This window comes from Microbispora sp. H10885 (assembly GCF_014161415.1).
GTDB classification, from domain to species: domain Bacteria; phylum Actinomycetota; class Actinomycetes; order Streptosporangiales; family Streptosporangiaceae; genus Microbispora; species Microbispora triticiradicis.
Window position 1 is genome coordinate 711,323 of record NZ_JABBWY010000002.1, and the last position, 19,151, is coordinate 730,473.

A 19,151-nucleotide genomic window follows, 5' to 3' on the forward strand; every position below is an offset into this window, starting at 1 on the left:
GCCCGATGCTGGTGATGGGGGAGGTCCACACCGGGCTGCTGCAGAACTCCGGGGAGATCTCCGAACCGGCGTGCCGTCAGGTGCTCGGGCTGATGACCGGGGAGACGGTGCGGGTGTCCCGCCGCCCCATCGTCCACGCGCTGTCGCCCGACCGGCTGACCGGAGTGGACTGCGTGCTACCCGCCGCCTCCGGCTCCCGGATCAGGGGCGTCGGCACCGTCGTGTCCCGCTGCGCGGTGACCGGGGGCCGGGTGGCCCAGGGCTCGTCGTACGTCCGGCTGGGGCGCTCGGAGACCGACCGGCGGCTGCCCTGGTCGCACTACCTGGCGCGGCCGGGCGTCATCGAGGTCCTGGGCAAGGCCAGGGCGGCCGACATCGCCGAGGGGTTCGTCGGCGAGGGCGCCCCGCGCCTCCACGGCTGCCTCGACCTGACGGCGGTCACCGGCCGCTTCCTCGACCTCGTCCAGACGTCCCCGCTGCTCAACCGGCGGGCGCCCTTCAGGATGCCGCGGACGATCCTGCGATGGGTGGCGGAGACCGGCGAGCCGTCGATCGCCTTCACCCTGCACACCGAGCAGGAGCGCACGCTGCGCCTGACGCATCCGGGCCCGTTCACGCCCGCGGTGGTGGACCTCTGCGAGGACCTGGCGGTGCACGACTGGCTGCTCACCTCGCTGCTGGTCGTCGTCGAGCGGGCGCGCGTCGGCGCGACCCCGGCGGCCGAGGTGGCGGCGCGGCTGTCGCCCGCCGTCGACCATCTGCTGCACCTGTGGATGCCCGCCGCCCGGGTCGAGGAGCGGCTGACGCCGTTCTGGGAGAGCCTGGAGCGGCGGCCGGGTTTCAGCCGCCAGTGGCGGTCGCTGGTCGACCGCGTCCGCGACCAGTTGGCGGTGCACACCCTCGCCCTGCTCAGCGCGAACGCCGAAACCGGAGGGAGGTGACCGTGACCGGAGCGGAACCGGAGCCGCCCCCCACGCTCGTGCCGAGGATCGTGCGCAAGGCGCTCGTGACCGTGCTCGTGGGCGGCGTCAGCTATCTGGTGAGCAACGCGCTCATCCACGGCCCGAACGAGGACCTGTGGAGCCTGCTGCTCGCGACGTTCATCAGCGGCGTCGCCTTCGTCGTGCAGTTCCTGGTCGACGTGGACGACCAGCTGCAGACCGTACGGAAGGAGCAGAGCAGGCAGCACTCGAAGACCCACACCCTCGTGGCCGACAGCTTCACCAGGATCAACGAGGCGAGCAAGCTCTTCGGCCTGATGGAGATGTCGTCGTTGCACACCAGGGGCGTGGCCGAGCTGGTGCGGAACGCCACCAAGATCCGCGACGACATGCCCGACCTCGTCAAGCTCCTGGTGCACCACGAGATCAGCCGGATGGCGAAGTTCCTCGGCGAGCTGACCGACGGCAGGTACGCCCTCTACGAGGGCGAGGACCGCGACTGGCTGCTCGCGCTCGCCAAGAACACCCAGGTCAGCCTGGACGCGATCAGCCTGACCAGCGTGGACGCCCGCGACATCGAGTTCGCCGGCGGCTTCTGGCACACCGATCTCGGGCAGCGCTACGTCAAGCTCCAGCGCGATCTCGTCCAGCGCGGGGTGCGGGTGCGCCGCGTGTTCGTCATGGATCGTTCCGAACGGCTCGACTCCGACGCGTTCCGCAGGGTGTGGAAGTGGCAGGCCGGGGTCGGGATCGAGGTCCGCACCCTCCTGCTGACCGACGCGCCGCCCCTGCTGCGCGGCTCGCTGTCGGACTTCATCCTGTTCGACGGGGTCGTCTACTACGAGTCCAACCCCGCCCCCCAGCTCGGCGACGACATCGCGCCGGTGATCCACAGCACGATCCTCGTACGGGACCAGGAGAGGGTGCGGGAGCGCGTGGAGCGGTTCAGCGAACTGTGGCAGGCGGCGACGCCGGCGGCGTAGGCACCGGAGGAGCAGGCACCGGCGGCGCGGGCGGAAAGGGGCGGTCGGGCCTGCACACGTCGAGCAGTCTCCGCTCCGGCGCGCCCACCTCCCCGGTGACAAGTGCCGTCACCAGCTCGGCCGTGACGGGGGCGAGCGTGACGCCGAGGCCGCTGTGGCCGGTGGCGGCGACGATCCTGCCGTGGTCGTCCACCTGGCCGAGGATGGGCCGGTGGTCGGCGCTGCCGGGCCGCAGGCCGGCCCAGCGCCGGCCTATCGGCCAGGTCGCCGCCTCCGGCATGAGGGTGGCGACCCCCTGCCGGATCTCCTCGATCGCCTCGGCGGTCACCGTCACGTCACCGACGTTCTCCTCGTAGGTGACGCCCGCGGCCACCCGGCCGTCGTGCCGCGGCACGAGGTAGGGGAAGTACTCCCGCTCGCCGTCGGTGAACTCCGCGAAGACGTGGTGGCGCAGGGGGTAGGTGGTGGCGCCGGGAGGCCGCAGGTCGAACGCCACGCCCTTGATCGGGAACAGGTGCTCGCGGAGGCGGGGCAGGAACACCCCGCTCAGGTGCCCGGCGGCGACCACGGCCGTCTCCGCGCGCAGCCGGCGGCCGTCGTGCAGGTCCACCTCGACGCCGCCCGGCGAGGAGCGCAGGGCGGTGGCGTGCGCCTGGTTGTGCACGCGGATCCCCGGGTGCTCCAGCACCGCGCGGCCCAGCGAGGCCATCAGCACGCGGGGGTCGAGCGCGAGCTCCTGCGGGAGCAGGAATCCCCCGACCACCCGATCGCTCAGCAGGGGCTCCAGGTCTCTGGCGTCGGCGGCGGTCAGGCGCACGACCTGGAATGGTGAGTTCTTCCACTCGGGCAGGACCTCGGACTCCAGGCGCTCCATCTCGGCCTCGTCGAGGGCGACCTGTATGTCGCCGCCCTCCAGCACCGGGACCGTGAGGCCCGAGGCGGCCGCGACCTCCTCCAGCCACCGGGGGTAGATGTCCCGGCTGCGCTTGATGACGACGCTGAGCGGGCCGAGACAGGACGGCTCCGTCTGAGTGAGGATGCCGCCCATGGCGGCGTCGGAGGCGCCGAGCCCGAGCCGCTGGCCCGAGTCGACGACCGCGACCTTCGTGCCCCGCGCGGCGAGCCGGTGCGCGATCGCACAGCCGATCACGCCACCACCGATGATCACGACGTCGCAGGTTCCAGGCACGCGGGCTCCCAGTTCGCCATCCCCTCGCTTCGACAGTAGGCGAGTAAGGGCCGTTCAAGAAGGTCACAGACGCGTGGCCTTGCCGCACTGTATCCCGCCGGCCTGCACCGAGGCGGGAATTCGGGAACGTGCCCCTTCCCGAGTTCGTCGGCTAGCCCGCGGACAGGTTGTCACCGAGGAGCTGGATGAGCGGCTCCCGCCTGGTGCAGGCGGACAGAGCGAAGGAGTCCGCGAGCGCGACCAGTTCGTCGTCGTCCAGCCCGCCGAACAGCTCGGCGTACTCGGGCAGCAGCGCCTGCGCGATCAGGATGTGCCGGATGAGGTCGTCGGTCTGGTAGCGGGCGCCCCAGGGGTAGGGGGTCCAGGAGGGGAACTCGGTGTCGATCAGGCGGTGCAGCGGCGCGAGCTCGTTGGCCGTCTCCTCCATCGTGGAGCCCCACCGGTCGGCGCCGAGACGCTTCTTCTTCGCGATGAACGGCGCGAACCGCTCCATGTACGTCCCGCCGGCGCAGACGAGGCCCTGCAGGCCGACGTCCTTGTAGGTCCAGATGGACCAGCCGGCCCCGTGGGCGTCGAAGATCTCCAGCTGGTCGCTGAGGATCCGGTAGCGCTGCTCGTCCACCGTGGGGTCGCCGGTGTAGACGGGCCCGAACTCGCCGACCCAGATCGGGGTGCCCGTCTCGCGCTGGAACGCGGTGCGGCGGGCGAAGGTGCGCTCCAGCTCCTCGCGGTCGCACCACTCGCCCCGGGTGTAGCCGGGGTACGGCCCGCCGTGGGCGAAACCGGCAAGGGCGTAGTCGTGGCAGACGAACACCGTGTTCTCGTACACCTCCCGGAACACCGAGAAGTCCGTCGAGTAGGTGTTGCCGTCCAGGAAGAGCACGTGGGCGGGGTCGACGGCGCGCAGCGCCTTGACCAGCCGGTCGTAGAAGGGGCCGACCACCTGGCCGCTCGGATCGCCCGGCTCGTTGACCGGGTTGTAGCCGGCCACCCACGGATTGTCCTTGTAGTGGTCGGCCACCGCCTCCCAGAGGTGGACCGCCCGATCCTGAAAGTGCCGCTGCTGCCAGAATGAGGCGACATGGGTGGGATTGTCGGAGTGCCAGTGCTGGTTCTGCGCCCCGGGGAGCGCGTGGAGGTCGATGACGCTGTAGACGCCGCGCTCGCCGAGCATCGCGACGACCCGGTCGAGGTGGTGGAACCCCCGCTCGATGATCTCCATCGGCCGGTCGTCCGACTCGAAGTGGCGGTAGTTCACCGGGATGCGTACGCAGTTGACGCCCATGTCGCGCAGGAGGTCGGCGTCGGCCTCGGTGAAGAACGAGGTCAGGAAACGGTCGAAGAACAGCTCGTAGCGTTCCTCGCCGAGCACCCCGCGGACCGCCGCGCGCATCGAGGACTCGTTGGCCGAGTAGCCGGTGATGAAGTTCTCCATGTTGAGCCAGCCGCCCAGGCCGACCCCCCGGAGCCGGACCGTGTCACCCGTCTCGTTCACCAGCCGGGATCCGGACACGCGCAGCAGCGTCATCGATTCTCCTAAACCTCGAAACCAGTGGCGTGGCCGGAGGGGCGACGGGCCTGCCTCTCCTCTGTCCGCTTTTGAAAAGTTTCGGCTGATATCCGAATGTTTTCGCGGACCGGAGAATATGTAATACGGTCGTTAAGCGTCAAGAGCATCGCGGGCTTGATCACCTGCGACATCCGCGCCATCAGGAGGTATCCGGTACGGCTCCCCCGAAACTTTCGGCTACGATCTGCACCATGCCAGTGAAAAGGCGGGTGACCATCGCCCAGATAGCGGAGGAGGCCGGGGTCTCCGTTCCGACCGTGTCCAAGGTGATCAACGGCCGTCCCGAGGTGGCGCCGGAGACCCGCCAGCGGGTGGAGCGCCTCCTGCAGAAGCACGGCTACCAGCGCAGGACCGGGCAGGGCGACGGCCCGGTCGGTTTACTTGACCTGGTGTTCGCCGAGATCGAGAGCCCGTGGGCCATGGAACTGGTGCGCGGGGCCGAGCAGGCCGCGCACGAGGCCGCGGCGAGCGTGGTGATCTCGGTGCTGCACACCCATGCGGGACCCGGCCGCGACTGGCTGGAGCGCATCGCGGCGCGGCGGACCGACGGCGTCATCATCGTCAGCTCACGCCTCTCCGTGCGTCAGCAGGGCCAGCTCAGCGCGCGTTCGATCCCGTTCGTCGTCGTCGATCCCGAGGGCGAGCCGCCGCCGGGGGTGGCGTCGGTCGGCGCGACCAACTGGCACGGCGGCCTGGCGGCCACGCGTCACCTCCTCGACCTCGGCCACACCCGGATCGGCATGATCGGCGGCCCGCCCGACATGCTCTGCAGCCGGGCCAGGATCGACGGCTACCGGGCCGCGCTGGAGACCGCGGGGGTGTCCATCGACCCCGAGCTCATCCGGTACGGCGACTTCCTGGTCAACTCGGGCCACGACCACGGCCACTCGCTGCTCTCGCTGGAGACTCCCCCGACCGCAATCTTCGCGGGCAGCGACATGCAGGCGTTCGGCGTGTTCGAGGCCGCGCGCCAGCGCGGCCTGCGGGTGCCGGAGGACCTCAGCGTGGTCGGCTTCGACGACCTGCCGCTGTCCAGTTCCGCGTGGCCGCCGCTGACCACCGTACGCCAGCCTCTGGAGGAGATGGCGGCCCTCGCCGCGCGGATGGTGCTGGCCATGGGCCGCGGTGAGAACACCGAGGCCCGCAGGGTCGAGCTGTCCACCGATCTGGTGATCAGGGAGAGCACCGCCAGGCCGCGATGAGAAATGGAGCCGACTCGGCCGGGCCGTTACGCTCCGGCCGCCCGGGAGGCGAGCCACTGCTCCCGGGTGATCTCGTACTCGACTTCGCCGAGATGACTCCCGGGGAGCGGTTCCTCCCAGTCCGGGTGGAACGTACGGACGTACCGCATGCCGATCGCGGTCATCGTCGCGCGGGAGGCGGTGTTGACCGCCATCGTCTCGGCGAACACGCGGGACAGCCGAAGGTCTTCGAAGGCGTGCCGCACCAGTTCGCGGGCCCCTTCGCCGGCGAGCCCCTGACGCCAGTGGCGGCGCAGGAGCCGGTAGCCGAGTTCGGCCTGCCCTTCGACCGGACCCTGGTCGGCGCGGGTGGGCGGCTCCAGGATCCACCAGCCGACGAACCGCCCGTCGACGAGACCGGCCCAGAAGCCGAGCCCGGCGACGCGCTCCGCGGCGGCGAGTCTCCGGCGGTGGAGCGCCTCGACCTCCGCGCGGTCGCGGGCACGGCCGGTGATGTAACGCATGACCTCGGGGTCGGCGTCCAGTTCGATCTCGTCTTCGAGGTGCTCGTCGGACAGCGGGACGAGTTCGATCCGGCCCGTACGCAGTGTCGCCTGGGACATGGGGCGCATTCTCGCGCTCCGGCCTCCTCCCGGTCATCCGCTTTCCCGGACAGGGAGCCGGCGGGCGATGCGGTGATCGTCCGACCGGCGGCGCATGTGGCGAATGTGGGCGGGATGACCAACGGACACGCTAAGGTTTCTGCCGATATCGCCGGGTTCGCGGGACGGGGCTGACGGTTGCGTAGTTTGCGCGGAGCGGCCGTCGCGGCATTCGTCGCGGCCCTCATGCTGATGGAAGGTCCGGGGTCGGCGGCCCTGGCGGCTCCGGTGTCCAGCCGGCCCGGGGCCGCGACCGCGGCCGGTGTGACGGCCGCCGGGACGTCCGCCACGGCGCGCGTCGAGGAGCGGCCCTGCCCGGTCACCGTTCCCGCCGGCACGACGTGTGGTTACCTCCTGGTGCCCGAGCGGCGGGACGTCCCCAACAGCAGGACGATCAAGGTCGGTTACGCCGTGCACCGCGCCGGAGGAGAGGCGCCAGGGCAGGTCACAGGGCAGGCGGGCGCGCAGGACGCCGACCCGGTCGTCTACATGAGCGGTGGCCCCGGCTCCGCCTCGCTCCAGCTCACCGGGCTGCTGACGCAGATGCTTCCCGGCCGCGACGTGATCGTGCTGGAGCAGCGCGGGGGGCGCTACTCCGAGCCACGCCTGAGCTGCCCGGAGATCGTCGAGGGGATCGTGGACACCCTGCGCACCCCCGGCCCGGCCGCGGACGAGACGGCGGCGGTCGTACGGCGGGCGGCGGCCTGCCAGTCCCGGCTGGAGGGCGAGCACGTCGACCTGCGCGGCTACCGGACCGCCGAGATCGCGGCCGACATCGTCGACCTGCGGTCCGCGCTCGGCTACCGGCGGTGGTACCTGTTCGGCGTCAGCTACTCGACCCGCCCGATGCTGCGGGCGGCGGCGCTCGATCCCCAGGGCAGCCGAGGGATCGTGCTGGACTCCCTCCTCCCCCCGCGCGCCCGGTGGTACGACGAGTCCCCCGGCTCGCTCACGGCCACCATGGCGAAACTGGGGCTCACCAGCCGGTTCGACACCATGGTGGCCGCGCTCAACGCCCATCCGGCCGCGTACGAGACCCGGGACCCGCTGACCCGCAAGCGGCTGACCGTGTGGCTCAACGGGGACGACGTGGCCACGATCCTGGGTGAGGCCCTGCACGAGACGGACGTGATCCCGGTCATGCCGGCTCTCGTCGACGGGCTGGCCGCGGGGCGCACCGAGCTGCTGCAACCCCTGGTCGACCAGGCTGGCGACGGGCTCACCTCGCACGAGTGGGGCCTGTACTACGCGGTCCAGTGCCAGGACGAGACGCCGGGCAACTCCTTCCCCGGCTCCGCGCACCCGCGGCTGTTCACCGGTGTCGTCGACGCCGCGGTGTGCGGCGCGTGGGGGCTCCCGGCCTCCCGCACCGAACCCGACGCCCTGACCCCCGACCCGGCGGTCACCGCCGTCGGCGCCGACGCCACCATCGCCGGGCGCTCCGCGACCGCGGACACCCGGGGCACGACGACCGGGCACACGACGGCCAGCGCGACAGCCGAGGGCAGGGCGGCCGGGCGCGTGACGGCCGGAACCGCGAGGGCCGGGGGCAACGCGACCAGGAACGCGTTCGCAGGGCACGCAGCGGCCGAAAGCACGGCAACCACGGGCACGGCAACCACGGGCACGACAGCCGAGGGCAGGGCGACCGGGCGCGCGACGGCCGGGAGCGCGAGCGCCAGGCGCAGGACGGCCGGGGAGACGGCGACCGGGGGCGGGGTGCCGATCCTGGCGCTTGGCGGGCGTTACGACCCGACCACGCCGCCGGAGGCCGCCCGTAAGGCGGTGTCGGCGGTGCCGGGCGCCCGGTTCGCCGAGTTCGACGGCGTCGGGCACGCGGTCTTCCTGTCGAGCGAGTGCGGCCGCCGGACGATCGCCGCGTTCCTGGCCGACCCGGCCTCGGCCGCCCGGCCCTGCGACCCCGGCGTCGCGCCGTACGCGATGGTCCGGCCGGGCGATCTCCTCCTCACCTCCTCGGTGTACCGCATGCTGCGGTCGCCCGCTCCGCTCGCGATTCCCGCGGCGTTCCTCCTCGTGGCCGCCGTACAGCTGCTCGTGGGGCTGGTCTCCCTCCTGCGCCGCCGCGGCGGCGGGCTGAGCGTGCTCGCGGGCCTCGCGGGTGTCGTGCTCGGCGCGCTGTCGGCGCTCAGCCTCGCGGCGATCACCGATCCCGTCGTGCTGGCGATCGGGGTGCCTCCGGCGCTGGCCTGGTTCGGCCTGCTGGCGATCGTCTGCACCGTGCTGTCGGTGATCGAGGCGTTCCGGCTCACCGCCGGCGCCGCGAAGATCGTGCCCGCTCTGACCGGCATGGCGTTCCTCGCCTGGCTGTACGGCTGGCTGCTGGCCTGACGGGCCCGCGGCTCAGCCGATCTCCGGCGCGGCCCGCCGCGCCCGCCCGCTCACATGCCGGGTCACCAGCAGCATGATCCCGACCGAGGCCACCATGCCCGCCACGATGACCGGCACGGCGGCGCCGTACCCGGAGGCGCCGGCGACGAGGCCGAACAGCGGAGGACCGAGCAGCGATCCGAGGCTGCCCATCTGGGTCACCAGGCCGTTGCCCACGTCGGCGTGGTCGAGCCGCTCCAGCACCTGCGGGAGGGCGGCGAAGACGAGGGCGCCGAGCAGCCCGTTCTCCAGCGAGATCACTCCCGCGCCCGTCACCGCGGCGGCCAGCGACCCTTCGCTGTCGTAGGTGAGCCAGGCGGCCGGCACGACCAGCAGTCCGGACGCCGCCAGCACCCCGAGCGGGACCCTCCGGCGGAGCAGGAGTCCCACGGCCAGCCCTCCCGGCACCCCGACCAGCGAGATCGCCGAGGTCAGGGCTCCGGCGACGGCGGCCGACCGCCCGTGCTGCTCGATCAGCAGCGTCGGCAGCAGCACCATCACCGGGATGGTCACCAGGACCATCAGGCAGAAGGCCACGGTGAGCAGCGCGGGCCACGCCAGCGCCCGCGCGCCGGGCACGGACCCGGCCGCCGTCTCGGGAGCGGACGTCCACGGCAGCCGCGCCCGGACGATCAGCGTCATGACCAGCGTCAACCCGGCGAGCAGCAGGACCCAGCCGCGCCAGCCGAGGGCGGCGCCGGCGGCGCCTCCCGCGAGGGTGCTCAGTCCGATGCCCACCGGGACGAACGTCGCCCAGATGGACAGGGCGACCCCTCGATCCCGCTCGTGCGCGAGACGGAGGATCAGCGCCGGGCAGGTGATGGAGACCAGCAGGTAGCCCGCGCTCTCGGCGACGCGGGACGTCAGCAGCCAGGCGAGGTTTCCGGCGGCCGCGCTGAGCGCGCTCGCCGCCACCATCAGCACGAGAGCGACGACCAGGGACCTCGCCGCGCCGAACCGGCGGACCAGGTAACCGGCCGGCAGCCCGGCGACTGCTCCGAGTGCGACCACCGCCGAGATCACCCAGCCCAGTTGGGACAGCGACAGCCCGAGCTGTGCCGTCATCTGCGGCCCCACCGAGGAGAACTTGCCGAGGCTCGTCGCCGCGGCGACCCCGGCCAGATAGATGACGATGATCGTCACCCATGACGAGCGCGGCGTCGACGCTTCGCTCCGGGCCGGGTCGCGCTGGGACTCGCATGACGAGGGCTGGGGGGTCAAGAGGCTTCTCCTTCTCGCGGTCGTGACGATGGGGCCGGTGACCGTGCCCCCCATGCTGGCCTCCGCCCGGCGCGCGCTCAACAACGGCCCGGCCGTACGCGCCCCGCCCGGGGCGTTCCGGGCACGCGATCAGTGGGACCATGTCAGGGTCGGTGCCCGGCAAAAGGAAGGCAAGGCAGGTGGACCAGGTCGCACGCACCCCGACGTGCCACGACGCCCCGGCCCCGCGCGGTGGCCGGGGTACGGCTGGACGAACCGCCCCGCCCACGCCGGCACGGCTTGTGTCGCGGATGCCCGCGCGGCTCGTGCCGCCCCCGCCCGCTCGGCCCATGTCACGGGTGCTCGCCCGCCTGGCGTCGCCTGCGCTCGCCCTGCTCGTGTGGCCCGTGCTCGCCCTGCTCGCCGTCACGCTGGTCGCGACGCCCGCGAGCGCGCACAACGTCCTGGTGTCCAGCGACCCCAAGGACGGCGCCGTACTCGACAGCCTGCCCCGCACCGTCACGCTCACGTTCGACCAGGCGGTGCGTGCGGACTTCGCCCGGATCGCCGTCACCGGGCCGGACGGCGGGCACTACGAGGACGGCGATGTCACCGTCGAAGGCGGGAGCATCTCGATCGCGGTGCGACCACCGGCCGCCCCGGGAAAGGCGTTCACCGTCCCCGCCGGGTCGTACGCCGTCGGCTACCGCATCGTGTCGAACGACGGCCATCCGGTCACCGGCACCCTCCGGTTCACCCTGCCGACCGGCTACGTGAACACCGAAGCGGTCGCCGTGGAGACGGTGGACCCGAAGCCCGGCACCGGGCTTTCCGCGGCGGCGGGCGGCCAGGGCGGCGGAGGCTGGGTCTGGGGGCTGCTGATCTTCACCGCGGCGCTGCTGGCGCTGTCCGCCCTCGTCCTCTTCCGGCACGACCGCCGCGTGGCGAGCGCCGCGCCGGGCCGCTCCGCCGCCGGGGAGGCCGGATGACCGCGACCACGGAGCGGCCCGCCACGACGGACCGCCGCGCCACGCCCGCCAGGACCCGGATCCCGGTCGCGGGGCTGACCGTGGCGGCCGTCCTCGCCGTCGTGACCGCGACGTGGCTCACCCGTCCGGGGGCGGCGCCGGGCATTCCGATGCCGGGCGCGGTCGTGGAGTACGGCCTGCCGGTCGTCCGGGTCGTCCTCGACCTGGCCGCCACCGCCGCCCTCGGCCTGAGTCTGCTGCCCAAGCTGCTCGGCTTCGACGATCCGGACCGGACGGAGCCCGTCGCCGCCAGGGCGCGGCACTGGGCCGTGGCCTTCTCCCTCGTCTGGTGCGCGGCTGCCCTGCTGTCGGCCGTGCTCGGCGCCGCCGAGATCATGCCGGGAGGGGCGCCGGACGTCGCGGCGTACGTGGACGGCATCGGCTCGGGGCAGGGCATGATCGTGAGCGCGTCGTGCGCCCTGGCCAGCGCCGCCGTGGGGATGCTCGCGGTGCGCTTCGGCGAGAAGGTGCCCGCCGAGCTGCGGGTGCTCGTCGCCGGGTTCGGGCTGCTGCCGCTGCCGGTGACCGGGCACGCGTCGAACTGGTACTGGCACGACCTCAGCATGGTGTCGATGGAGCTGCACGTCATCGGCGCGTGCGCCTGGGTGGGCGGCCTGGTCGCGCTCGGCGTGCTGCTCCCGCGCGACCGCGACCTGCTCGCCCCCACGCTGCCCAGGTTCTCCCGGCTGGCGACCTACGCCCTGCTCGTGGTGGGGCTCTCCGGGCTCTTCAACGGCCTGGTCGAGCTCGCGCTCTCGCCCGGCGAGACCCTGCCCGGGTCGCTCGTGACCACCCGGTACGGCTGGCTGGTCATCGCCAAGGCGGTGCTCACCGGCGTGATCGCGCTGCTGGGGGCGAACATCCGCTGGCGGCTGCTGCCGGCGATCGCGCGGCGTGAGCCCACGGCGTTCGCCGCCTGGGCGGCCCTCGAAGTCACGGTGATGGGCCTCGCGTTCGGCGTCGCGGTCGCGCTGACCCGGACGCCCGTCGCCTGAACGTCCTCAGACCGGCGACGTGGAGACGGGCGACCCGGAGTCCGCCGCCCTCTCCCGGGCGTCCCTGGCCTCCGCGTCGGCGGCCGTCAGCCCCTTGCGCCCGGCGAACCACTCGACGGCGTACCACACGACCACCAGCCCGGCGAGTGCGTACGGCCAGGCCTCCGGCGCGTACGGCGGAGCCTCCAGCAGGCGGTCCTGCGCCATCAGGCCTCCGTACACGCCGACGGTGGCGAGCACCCCGCCCGCGAGCGGGCGCAGGAGCCGGATCGGCACCAGGAAGGCCAGGTCGACGCCGATCCCGGCGAGCAGGAAGAAGAACGGGATCGCCGACGGCGGGAACCCGCCGCCGACGAGCAGCGGCCAGATCAGGCAGCGGTAGGCGAGGTACCCCGCGGTGATCGTGGTGGCGGTGAGGCGGCGGCCTGTCATGACCCGGGCGAAGACCAGGATCGCGACGCCGAACACGCCGGCGTAGACGGAGTAGACGGCGTCGGGCACGGGCAGCGAGAACTTGAGCACCATCGCGCGGTCCACGGCGCGGCCCATCTGGTCGGCCGCGAAGTTCAGCAGCGTCGGCTCGGCGTACGGCTGGCCGCGGTCCCACGAGGCCAGCTCCAGCACGCCGTACTCCTGGTGCTGCTCCGGGAAGTGCGCGTTCTCCAGGAAGAACGCGAACAGGCCGCCGAGCACCAGGGCGCGCCGCCCGCCGGAGATCTCGGCGTAGCGGCCCGAGCCGAGGTACCAGCCGCGGATCACACCCGCGAGCATCAGCGCGGTGCCGACGAACAGCAGCGCGTGAGAGGGGCTCCAGGCGGTGATGTCGATGCCGTTGACCCGGTGGTTGATCAGGTCGAGCGGGATGGCGATGAGGAAGACGCCGGTGCCCCACACGATCAGGCGGGAGGACGCGCGGTCCACCCCGTAACCGGTGTACCAGTGCACGATGGTCAGTGCGACGGCGATCGCCGTGCCGACGGTGTTGAGCAGATGCGGCGGGGCCAGGTCGTCGCGCAGCCACCTGAAGTGCCACGACACGTCCCAGCTCGACCCGAGCACCTTGAGGACGAACGCCGCGAGCCAGCCAGCGTAGAGCACCCGGAACAGGTCGGACGGGGTCTGCCTGCCCGCCTCCCCCCGGGTCCAGTAGGGAAGGGCCCACTCGACCACGCGCGTGGGGACTTGCTTCAGCGGCGTTCCGTTCACGCGCGAAATGATGCCGTCCCCCAAGGTCAGGCGCAATCAGGGATTACCCCGATGCATCATCACGATTCGTATGCCGAGGGAGGCCGCGCCCGGTGTCGCGGGCCGGTTGTCCACAGGCGCGGCGGGCTCCTCAGCCCGCTCTCAGGTGCGACAAGTAGCATCGCGATATGACGTTTCCGGGTGGGCGGCGTGCCCTCGCGATCGTGGTCACGCTGGTCATCCTGGTGGCCGGAGGGGTGGCGTGGGCCCTGTGGCCCTCCGGTCCGGCGGTGCAGGGGCGCGATCTCGCCATCCCCGTCGTCGACGGGCCTTCGGGCGACCAGCGCGTCGATCTCGACGCCACCTTCTATCCCCCCGCCTCCGGCGGCAGGGCCCCCGCCGTGCTGCTCGCCCACGGCTTCGGCGGCAGCAAGGACAGCATGCGCGAGCAGGCGGAGCGGCTCGCCGGGCGCGGTTACGCCGTGCTGACCTGGTCGGCCCGCGGGTTCGGCCGCTCGACGGGTCAGATCGCGCTCAACTCCCCCGACTACGAGGTCAAGGACGTGCGGGGGCTGGTCGACTGGCTCGCCGCGCGGCCCGAGGTGCGTCTCGACGCCCCCGGCGACCCGCGCGTCGGCATCGCCGGCGGCTCGTACGGCGGGGCGATCGCGCTGATGGCGGCGGCCTACGACAGCCGGGTCGACGCGATCGTGCCCCAGATCACCTGGTACGACCTCGCCGACGCGCTCTTCCCCGACGCCTCGGGCGCCGGGCCGGCCAACGGCGTGTTCAAGAAGATGTGGGCCGGCATCTTCTTCAGCGCCGCCGCCGACCGGCTGGCCCCGGACGGCGGCCTCGGCGCCGGGGGGCTCGGAGCCGGGGGTCTCGCCGGCCTCGCGGGCGCCGCCGCCGGCAGCGACGGCCGGGCACCGGGCACCGGCGAGCAGGGGCCCGGCGCGCCCTCGCCGGAGGCCGGTGCGGCCACCGCGAGGCCCGGGAACACGGCCGCCCCGCAGACCGGCCAGGGGTCCGGGCAGCAGACCGGGCCGGGCGGCACGTCGGGGGGCGGGGAGGCGGAGCAGGTCCAGTGCGGGCGGTTCCGGCCGGAGATCTGCGCGATGTACCAGAAGGTGGCCGAGACCGGCAGGGCCACCAAGGAGGCGGTCGACCTCCTCCGGCGGTCGAGCCCGATCTCCGTGCCCGGCCGGATCAAGGTGCCGACGCTTCTCGTGCAGGGCCAGCGCGACTCGCTGTTCCCCCTCTCCCACGCCGACGCCAACGCCCGGGCCATCGCCGCGACCGGCGCTCCCGTGGAGGTGGCCTGGTTCAACGGCGGCCACGACGGCGGCGACGGCGAGGCGGACTGGCTGTCCGACCGGACGGCGGGCTGGTTCGACCGCTATCTCAAGCGGTCCGGCTCCCCCGCCGACGCCGCCTCGGCCGCGTTCACCGTGACCCGGGACGGCGGACGCGACCCGGGCACCCGCCGCCCCGTGCTCCTGCACGCGACCGCGGGCCGATACCCCGGCCTGGCGGGCGGGGAACGAACCACGATCGCCCTTCACGGTTCCGCCCAGCCGGTCGCCAACCCCGCGGGCGGGTCGCCGGCGTCGATCTCCGCGGTGCCCGGCCTCGGCGGGCTGCTCGGCGGCGCCGGCGGAGGCGGCGGAGGCGGCGTGTCGGTCGCGCTGGACATGCCGGGCCAGGCGGCCGTCTTCGAGTCCGCTCCGCTGGCCCGGCCCACCCAGGTCACCGGCAGCCCGGCCGTCCGGATCAGGGTCTACGGCACGGGCGAGGCCACGCTGTTCGCCAAGCTCTACGACGTCTCCGGGGGGTCGCTCCCGGTGCTGCCGTCCGGCCTCGTCGCGCCGCTGCGGGTGACCGCGAGCGAGGCGGGCACGCCGGTCACGGTGACGCTCCCGGCCGTCGACAGGCGCTTCGACGCCGGGCACCGGATGCGGGTGGTGGTGTCGACCACCGACCTCGGCTACGCGACGCCCGCCGCCCCCGCCGTCTACCGGATCGGGCTGGAGTCCCCGGCGCTGGAGGTCCCGGGGTTCGCGGCGCTGCGGACGCCCGCCACCGGCCCCGCCTGGTGGACGTGGGCCATGCCGCTCGCGGCGATCCTGATCGCGGCCGTCCTCCTGCTGACCGGCCGGGCCGCGAGGCGCGACCCGGCCCCTACCGGCGACCGGGCCGCAGACGCCGGGCCGGCCGAGGTGCCCCTGGTGATCAGCGGGCTGGTCAAGCGTTACCGCAACGGCGAGAAGGCGGTCGACGGCCTGTCGTTCCGGGTCGAGAAGGGGCAGGTGCTCGGCCTGCTCGGGCCGAACGGCGCGGGCAAGACGACCACCATGCGCATGCTGATGGGTCTCATCCATCCCGACGAGGGCGAGATCCGGATCTTCGGCACCCGCGTGGCACCGGGGGCGCCCGTGCTGTCCCGGCTGGGGTCGTTCGTCGAGGGGCCGGGATTCCTGCCGCACCTGTCCGGGCGGGCCAACCTGGAGCTGTACTGGCGGGCCACCGGCCGTCCGCCTCAGGACGCCCACCTGGAGGAGGCGCTGGAGATCGCCGGGCTCGGCGCGGCCCTGGACCGCGCGGTGCGCACCTACTCCCAGGGCATGCGGCAGCGCCTGGCCATCGCGCAGGCCATGCTCGGCCTCCCCGACCTGCTCGTGCTCGACGAGCCGACGAACGGCCTCGACCCGCCGCAGATCGCCGAGATGCGCCGGGTGCTCAGGGCGTACGCCGAACGGGGGCGCACGGTCATCGTCTCCAGCCACCTGCTCGCGGAGGTCGAGCAGACCTGCACCCACGTGGTCGTCATGCATCGCGGGCGACTGGTGTCGGCCGGACCGGTCGGCGACCTGCTCGGCACCGCCACCACCGCCAACGGCGCCGGCCCGCGCCTGGAGGACGTGTTCCTCGACCTGATCGGAGAGCGCCGTTGAGCCCGATGGATCGACCGGCCCCGGACGTGGCCGGAGAAGCCCCCGCCGCCGGGCGGGCCGTCCGGGACGACGGGCCGGACGCACACGGGAGCGACGCGGACGGCCGCACGCCCGGACAGGCGGCGGCCGCGCACGCACCCGGATACGCGCCGGGACGCACGCTGCCGCTGCGGGTGGAGTTCGTCCGGCAGTTGCGCCGCCGCCGGACGATGGCGATGTTCGGCGTGCTGCTCGCCCTGCCCTGGGTGCTCGTGGTGGCGTTCCAGTTCGGCCCGGCCGGGCGGGGCCAGGGCAGCCTGCGGCTGTCGGACCTCGCCACGGCGGGCGGGCTCAACTTCGCGGCGTTCGCCCTGTCGGTGTCGGCCAGCTTCCTGCTGGTCGTCGCCGTGGCGCTGTTCTGCGGCGACACGGTGGCGAGCGAGGCGAGCTGGTCGTCGCTGCGCTACCTGCTGGCCGCCCCGGTCCCCCGCGACCGGCTGCTGCGCCAGAAGCTGGTGGTGGCGCTGGCGTACTCGGCCGCCGCGGTGACCGTGCTCCCGCTGATGGCCCTGCTCGCCGGCACGCTCGCCTTCGGGTGGAACGACATCACCGTGCCGGGGACGGGCGAGGTGATCCCCGCCGCCGACGTGCTGCCGAAGTTCGCCGTCGTGATCGGGTACGCCATGGTCAGTCAGCTGGTCGTCGCCTCGGTGGCCTTCCTGCTGTCGGTGACCACCGACTCCCCGCTCGGCGCGGTCGGCGGCGCGGTCGGCCTGGTGATCGTCAGCAGCATCCTCCAGGCGGTCGAGGCGCTGGGCTCGCTGCGCGAGTTCCTGCCCACGTTCTGGAACGCCGCGTGGCTCGACGCCCTCGCGCCGGAGCCCGAGTACGGCGGCATGGTGAAGGGCGTGGCGATCTCGGTGACCTATTCGGCGATCATCGTCGCCTTCGCCTTCCGCCGCTTCCGGCGCCGGGACGTCGTCTCCTGACCAGACCGTTTCCCCGCACCCGGGCTCAGCCGCCGCCGACCGGCATGACGGCCGTCAGCGTGGTGCCCTGGCCGGCCGGGCTGGTGATCTCGATCGTGCCGCCGAGAGCCTGCACGCGGTCGAGGAGGCCGATGAGACCGGAACCCCCGCGCGGGTCCGCGCCGCCCTTCCCGTCGTCGCGGATCGCGACCCGCGCGGCCTCGCCCACCGCGTCCACCTCGACGCACGCCAGCGAGGCGTGCGCGTGCTTGGCGACGTTCGTCAGCGACTCGGAGACGATGTAGTAGACCGCCACCTCGACCCGCTCGGGAAGGCGCCCGTCGACCCGCACCCGTAGATCGACGGGGACCGACGACCTGCGGGCGAGCATCTTCAGGGCCGGCGCGAGGCCGCCCTTGGACAGGATCGCCGGGTGGATGCCACGGGACAGCTCCCGCAGGTCCTCCAGCACCAGCGTCAGGCCCTCGGCCGTGCGGGAGAGCTGTTCCCTGAGCTTCGGCAGTTCGGGAGGCACGGCGGTCTCCGCCATCCGCAGTTGCAGCCCCAGGGAGACGAGGCGCTGCTGGGCACCGTCGTGCAGGTCGCGTTCGATGCGGTGCCGGGTCTCGTCCGAGGCCGCGACCACGCGGGCGCGTGAGGCGGCGAGCTCGTCGCGGGCCTGGGCGTTGGAGATCGCGGTGGCGACGAGTTCGGTGAAGTCCCGGATGCGTTCCTCGATGCCCTCGGGCTGCGGCTCACGGCCGCGGAAGAAGGCGATCACCACACCCCACAAACGGGCCTCGACGACGATCGGGCTGGCGATCGCGGAGACGACCTTGTCGTCCCTGACCCAGGTCTCCAGCTCTCCCGCCGCGCCCTCGGCCGTCCCCTCGGCCGCGGCCATCCTGGCCGGCTGTCCCGTGCGCAGAACGAGGGCGGACAGGCCGTCCTCCCGGAGCGGCCGGTGTGAGCCGATCGGCGGCGCCGGGCCGCCGTCCGAGGCGCTCCAGAAGCTCATCAGGGCGACCGTCCGGTCGGGCTCGTATCGCTCCACCGCCGTGTGGTCCGCGTTCACGATCAGACCCATCTCGCGGGCGACCGCGCCGAAGATCTCCGCCGGGCGGACGCCACGCGCGACCAGCGTCGCGACCCGGCGCAGGGCGGCCTGCTCGTCGGCGACCCTGGCGAGCTCGTCCCGGCTCGTGGCCAGGGCGTTCCCGATGGCCTCACGATCACACGCCGCCGCCAGCACCGCCTCCAGTGAGGGCACCACGCGCTCCCGGAGGCGGCGCAGCACCGCCGCCGGCAGGTTCGCGGGCGCGACGAGCGTGCCGAGCCGTACGTCGTCGTCGCTCAGCGGCAGTGCGACCTTGCCCGGGTCCCCGGCACCGGTCGCTCCGAGCTCCACGGCCAGGAACGGCAGGCCGAGGCCCTGCGCCAGACGACGGGCCACGACCGGCAGCGCGGCGGGCAGGTGCTCGGCGCGCAGGAGGAGACGGGCCGTGGCGGCCTCCAGATCGGCCTCGCCGCGGCGTTCCTCCGCCTCCATCAGCAGCGTCCGCATCAGCGCGGCGGCGGCGCTGACCAGCAGCCCGACGACCAGGAAGACCAGCAGCGGCATCCACGACCAGCCGCTGAAGACGCTGATCGCGTGGCGGGGAACGACCAGGAAGTAGTCGTAGACGAAGCCGCTCGCCACGGCGGTGAGCATGCCGAGCGGCAGGCCCCACAGGTAGGAGACCACGAGAACGCCGACCAGATAGACTACGTTCAGGGCGTTCGAGGGGGCCACCCGCTCCAGCAGGAAGGTCAGAAAAGTCTCCGCCGTCACGCATGCGACGCCGACGATGACGCCCACCAAGAGGGGCGGGCGCGTCACGCGGAGCAGCGACGACAACATTCGCGCGCGCATAAGCCCACGTTACGCG

At 73.2% G+C, this 19,151-nt stretch carries 14 protein-coding genes; 8 read left to right on the plus strand and 6 right to left on the minus strand.

From position 1 onward, the window contains the following. Positions 1 to 5 precede the first annotated feature (5 nt). Positions 6 to 941, plus strand: a complete 936-nt coding sequence (locus HHX37_RS08130) for an SCO2521 family protein (protein ID WP_182884975.1) — start codon at positions 6 to 8, stop codon at positions 939 to 941. Positions 942 to 943: 2 nt separating this feature from the next. Beyond that, on the plus strand, positions 944 to 1,924 hold the full coding sequence (locus tag HHX37_RS08135; RefSeq protein WP_182882808.1) for a phosphatidylserine/phosphatidylglycerophosphate/cardiolipin synthase family protein: 981 nt from the start codon (positions 944 to 946) through the stop codon (positions 1,922 to 1,924). Here HHX37_RS08135 and HHX37_RS08140 read toward each other — a convergent pair. Both HHX37_RS08140 and HHX37_RS08145 read right to left on the minus strand, forming a co-directional pair. Next, a complete protein-coding gene (locus HHX37_RS08140; RefSeq protein WP_165900805.1) occupies positions 1,887 to 3,113 on the minus strand; it encodes an NAD(P)/FAD-dependent oxidoreductase in 1,227 nt (408 codons plus the stop codon). The two genes, HHX37_RS08135 and HHX37_RS08140, sit on opposite strands and share 38 nt — an antisense overlap. A 151-nt stretch (positions 3,114 to 3,264) precedes the next feature. Further along, positions 3,265 to 4,641, minus strand: a complete 1,377-nt coding sequence (locus tag HHX37_RS08145; protein WP_182884976.1) for a glycoside hydrolase family 5 protein — start codon at positions 4,639 to 4,641, stop codon at positions 3,265 to 3,267. 233 nt (positions 4,642 to 4,874) lie between these two features. On the opposite strand from HHX37_RS08145, the gene HHX37_RS08150 reads away from it, so the two are divergent. Continuing rightward, a complete protein-coding gene (locus HHX37_RS08150; protein ID WP_117408596.1) occupies positions 4,875 to 5,885 on the plus strand; it encodes a LacI family DNA-binding transcriptional regulator in 1,011 nt (336 codons plus the stop codon). A gap of 26 nt (positions 5,886 to 5,911) precedes the next feature. Here HHX37_RS08150 and HHX37_RS08155 read toward each other — a convergent pair whose 3' ends face one another. Next, complete coding sequence (locus tag HHX37_RS08155) at positions 5,912 to 6,487, minus strand: GNAT family N-acetyltransferase (protein ID WP_182882811.1); 576 nt, start codon at positions 6,485 to 6,487, stop codon at positions 5,912 to 5,914. A gap of 177 nt (positions 6,488 to 6,664) precedes the next feature. Here HHX37_RS08155 and HHX37_RS08160 point away from each other — a divergent pair, with 177 nt between their 5' ends. After that, positions 6,665 to 8,875 carry an alpha/beta fold hydrolase gene (locus HHX37_RS08160; protein WP_182884977.1) on the plus strand — a complete coding sequence of 737 codons (2,211 nt, stop codon included), beginning with the start codon at positions 6,665 to 6,667 and terminating at the stop codon, positions 8,873 to 8,875. A gap of 12 nt (positions 8,876 to 8,887) precedes the next feature. On the opposite strand, the gene HHX37_RS08165 is transcribed toward HHX37_RS08160, so the two are convergent. Next, complete coding sequence (locus HHX37_RS08165; RefSeq protein WP_182884978.1) at positions 8,888 to 10,135, minus strand: CynX/NimT family MFS transporter; 1,248 nt, start codon at positions 10,133 to 10,135, stop codon at positions 8,888 to 8,890. A 329-nt stretch (positions 10,136 to 10,464) separates the two neighbouring features. Here HHX37_RS08165 and HHX37_RS08170 point away from each other — a divergent pair, with 329 nt between their 5' ends. Both HHX37_RS08170 and HHX37_RS08175 read left to right on the plus strand, forming a co-directional pair. Next, on the plus strand, positions 10,465 to 11,103 hold the full coding sequence (locus HHX37_RS08170) for a copper resistance CopC family protein (protein WP_182884979.1): 639 nt from the start codon (positions 10,465 to 10,467) through the stop codon (positions 11,101 to 11,103). Further along, entirely contained in the window at positions 11,100 to 12,137 is a 1,038-nt protein-coding gene (locus HHX37_RS08175; RefSeq protein WP_182882814.1) for a copper resistance D family protein, read from the plus strand. Before HHX37_RS08170 ends, HHX37_RS08175 begins: the two co-directional genes overlap by 4 nt. Positions 12,138 to 12,143: 6 nt before the next feature. On the opposite strand, the gene HHX37_RS08180 is transcribed toward HHX37_RS08175, so the two are convergent. Continuing rightward, a complete protein-coding gene (locus HHX37_RS08180) occupies positions 12,144 to 13,343 on the minus strand; it encodes a hypothetical protein (protein WP_310738303.1) in 1,200 nt (399 codons plus the stop codon). 167 nt (positions 13,344 to 13,510) lie between these two features. Here HHX37_RS08180 and HHX37_RS08185 point away from each other — a divergent pair, with 167 nt between their 5' ends. Together HHX37_RS08185 and HHX37_RS08190 are read left to right on the plus strand one after the other, a co-directional pair. After that, on the plus strand, positions 13,511 to 16,276 hold the full coding sequence (locus HHX37_RS08185; RefSeq protein WP_182884980.1) for an alpha/beta fold hydrolase: 2,766 nt from the start codon (positions 13,511 to 13,513) through the stop codon (positions 16,274 to 16,276). Between the two features lie 5 nt (positions 16,277 to 16,281). Then, positions 16,282 to 17,244, plus strand: coding sequence for an ABC transporter permease (locus HHX37_RS08190; protein WP_182884981.1), 963 nt, complete (start codon positions 16,282 to 16,284; stop codon positions 17,242 to 17,244). 25 nt (positions 17,245 to 17,269) lie between these two features. Here HHX37_RS08190 and HHX37_RS08195 read toward each other — a convergent pair whose 3' ends face one another. Then, positions 17,270 to 19,135, minus strand: coding sequence for a GAF domain-containing sensor histidine kinase (locus tag HHX37_RS08195; RefSeq protein ID WP_182884982.1), 1,866 nt, complete (start codon positions 19,133 to 19,135; stop codon positions 17,270 to 17,272). Positions 19,136 to 19,151: the final 16 nt, after the last annotated feature.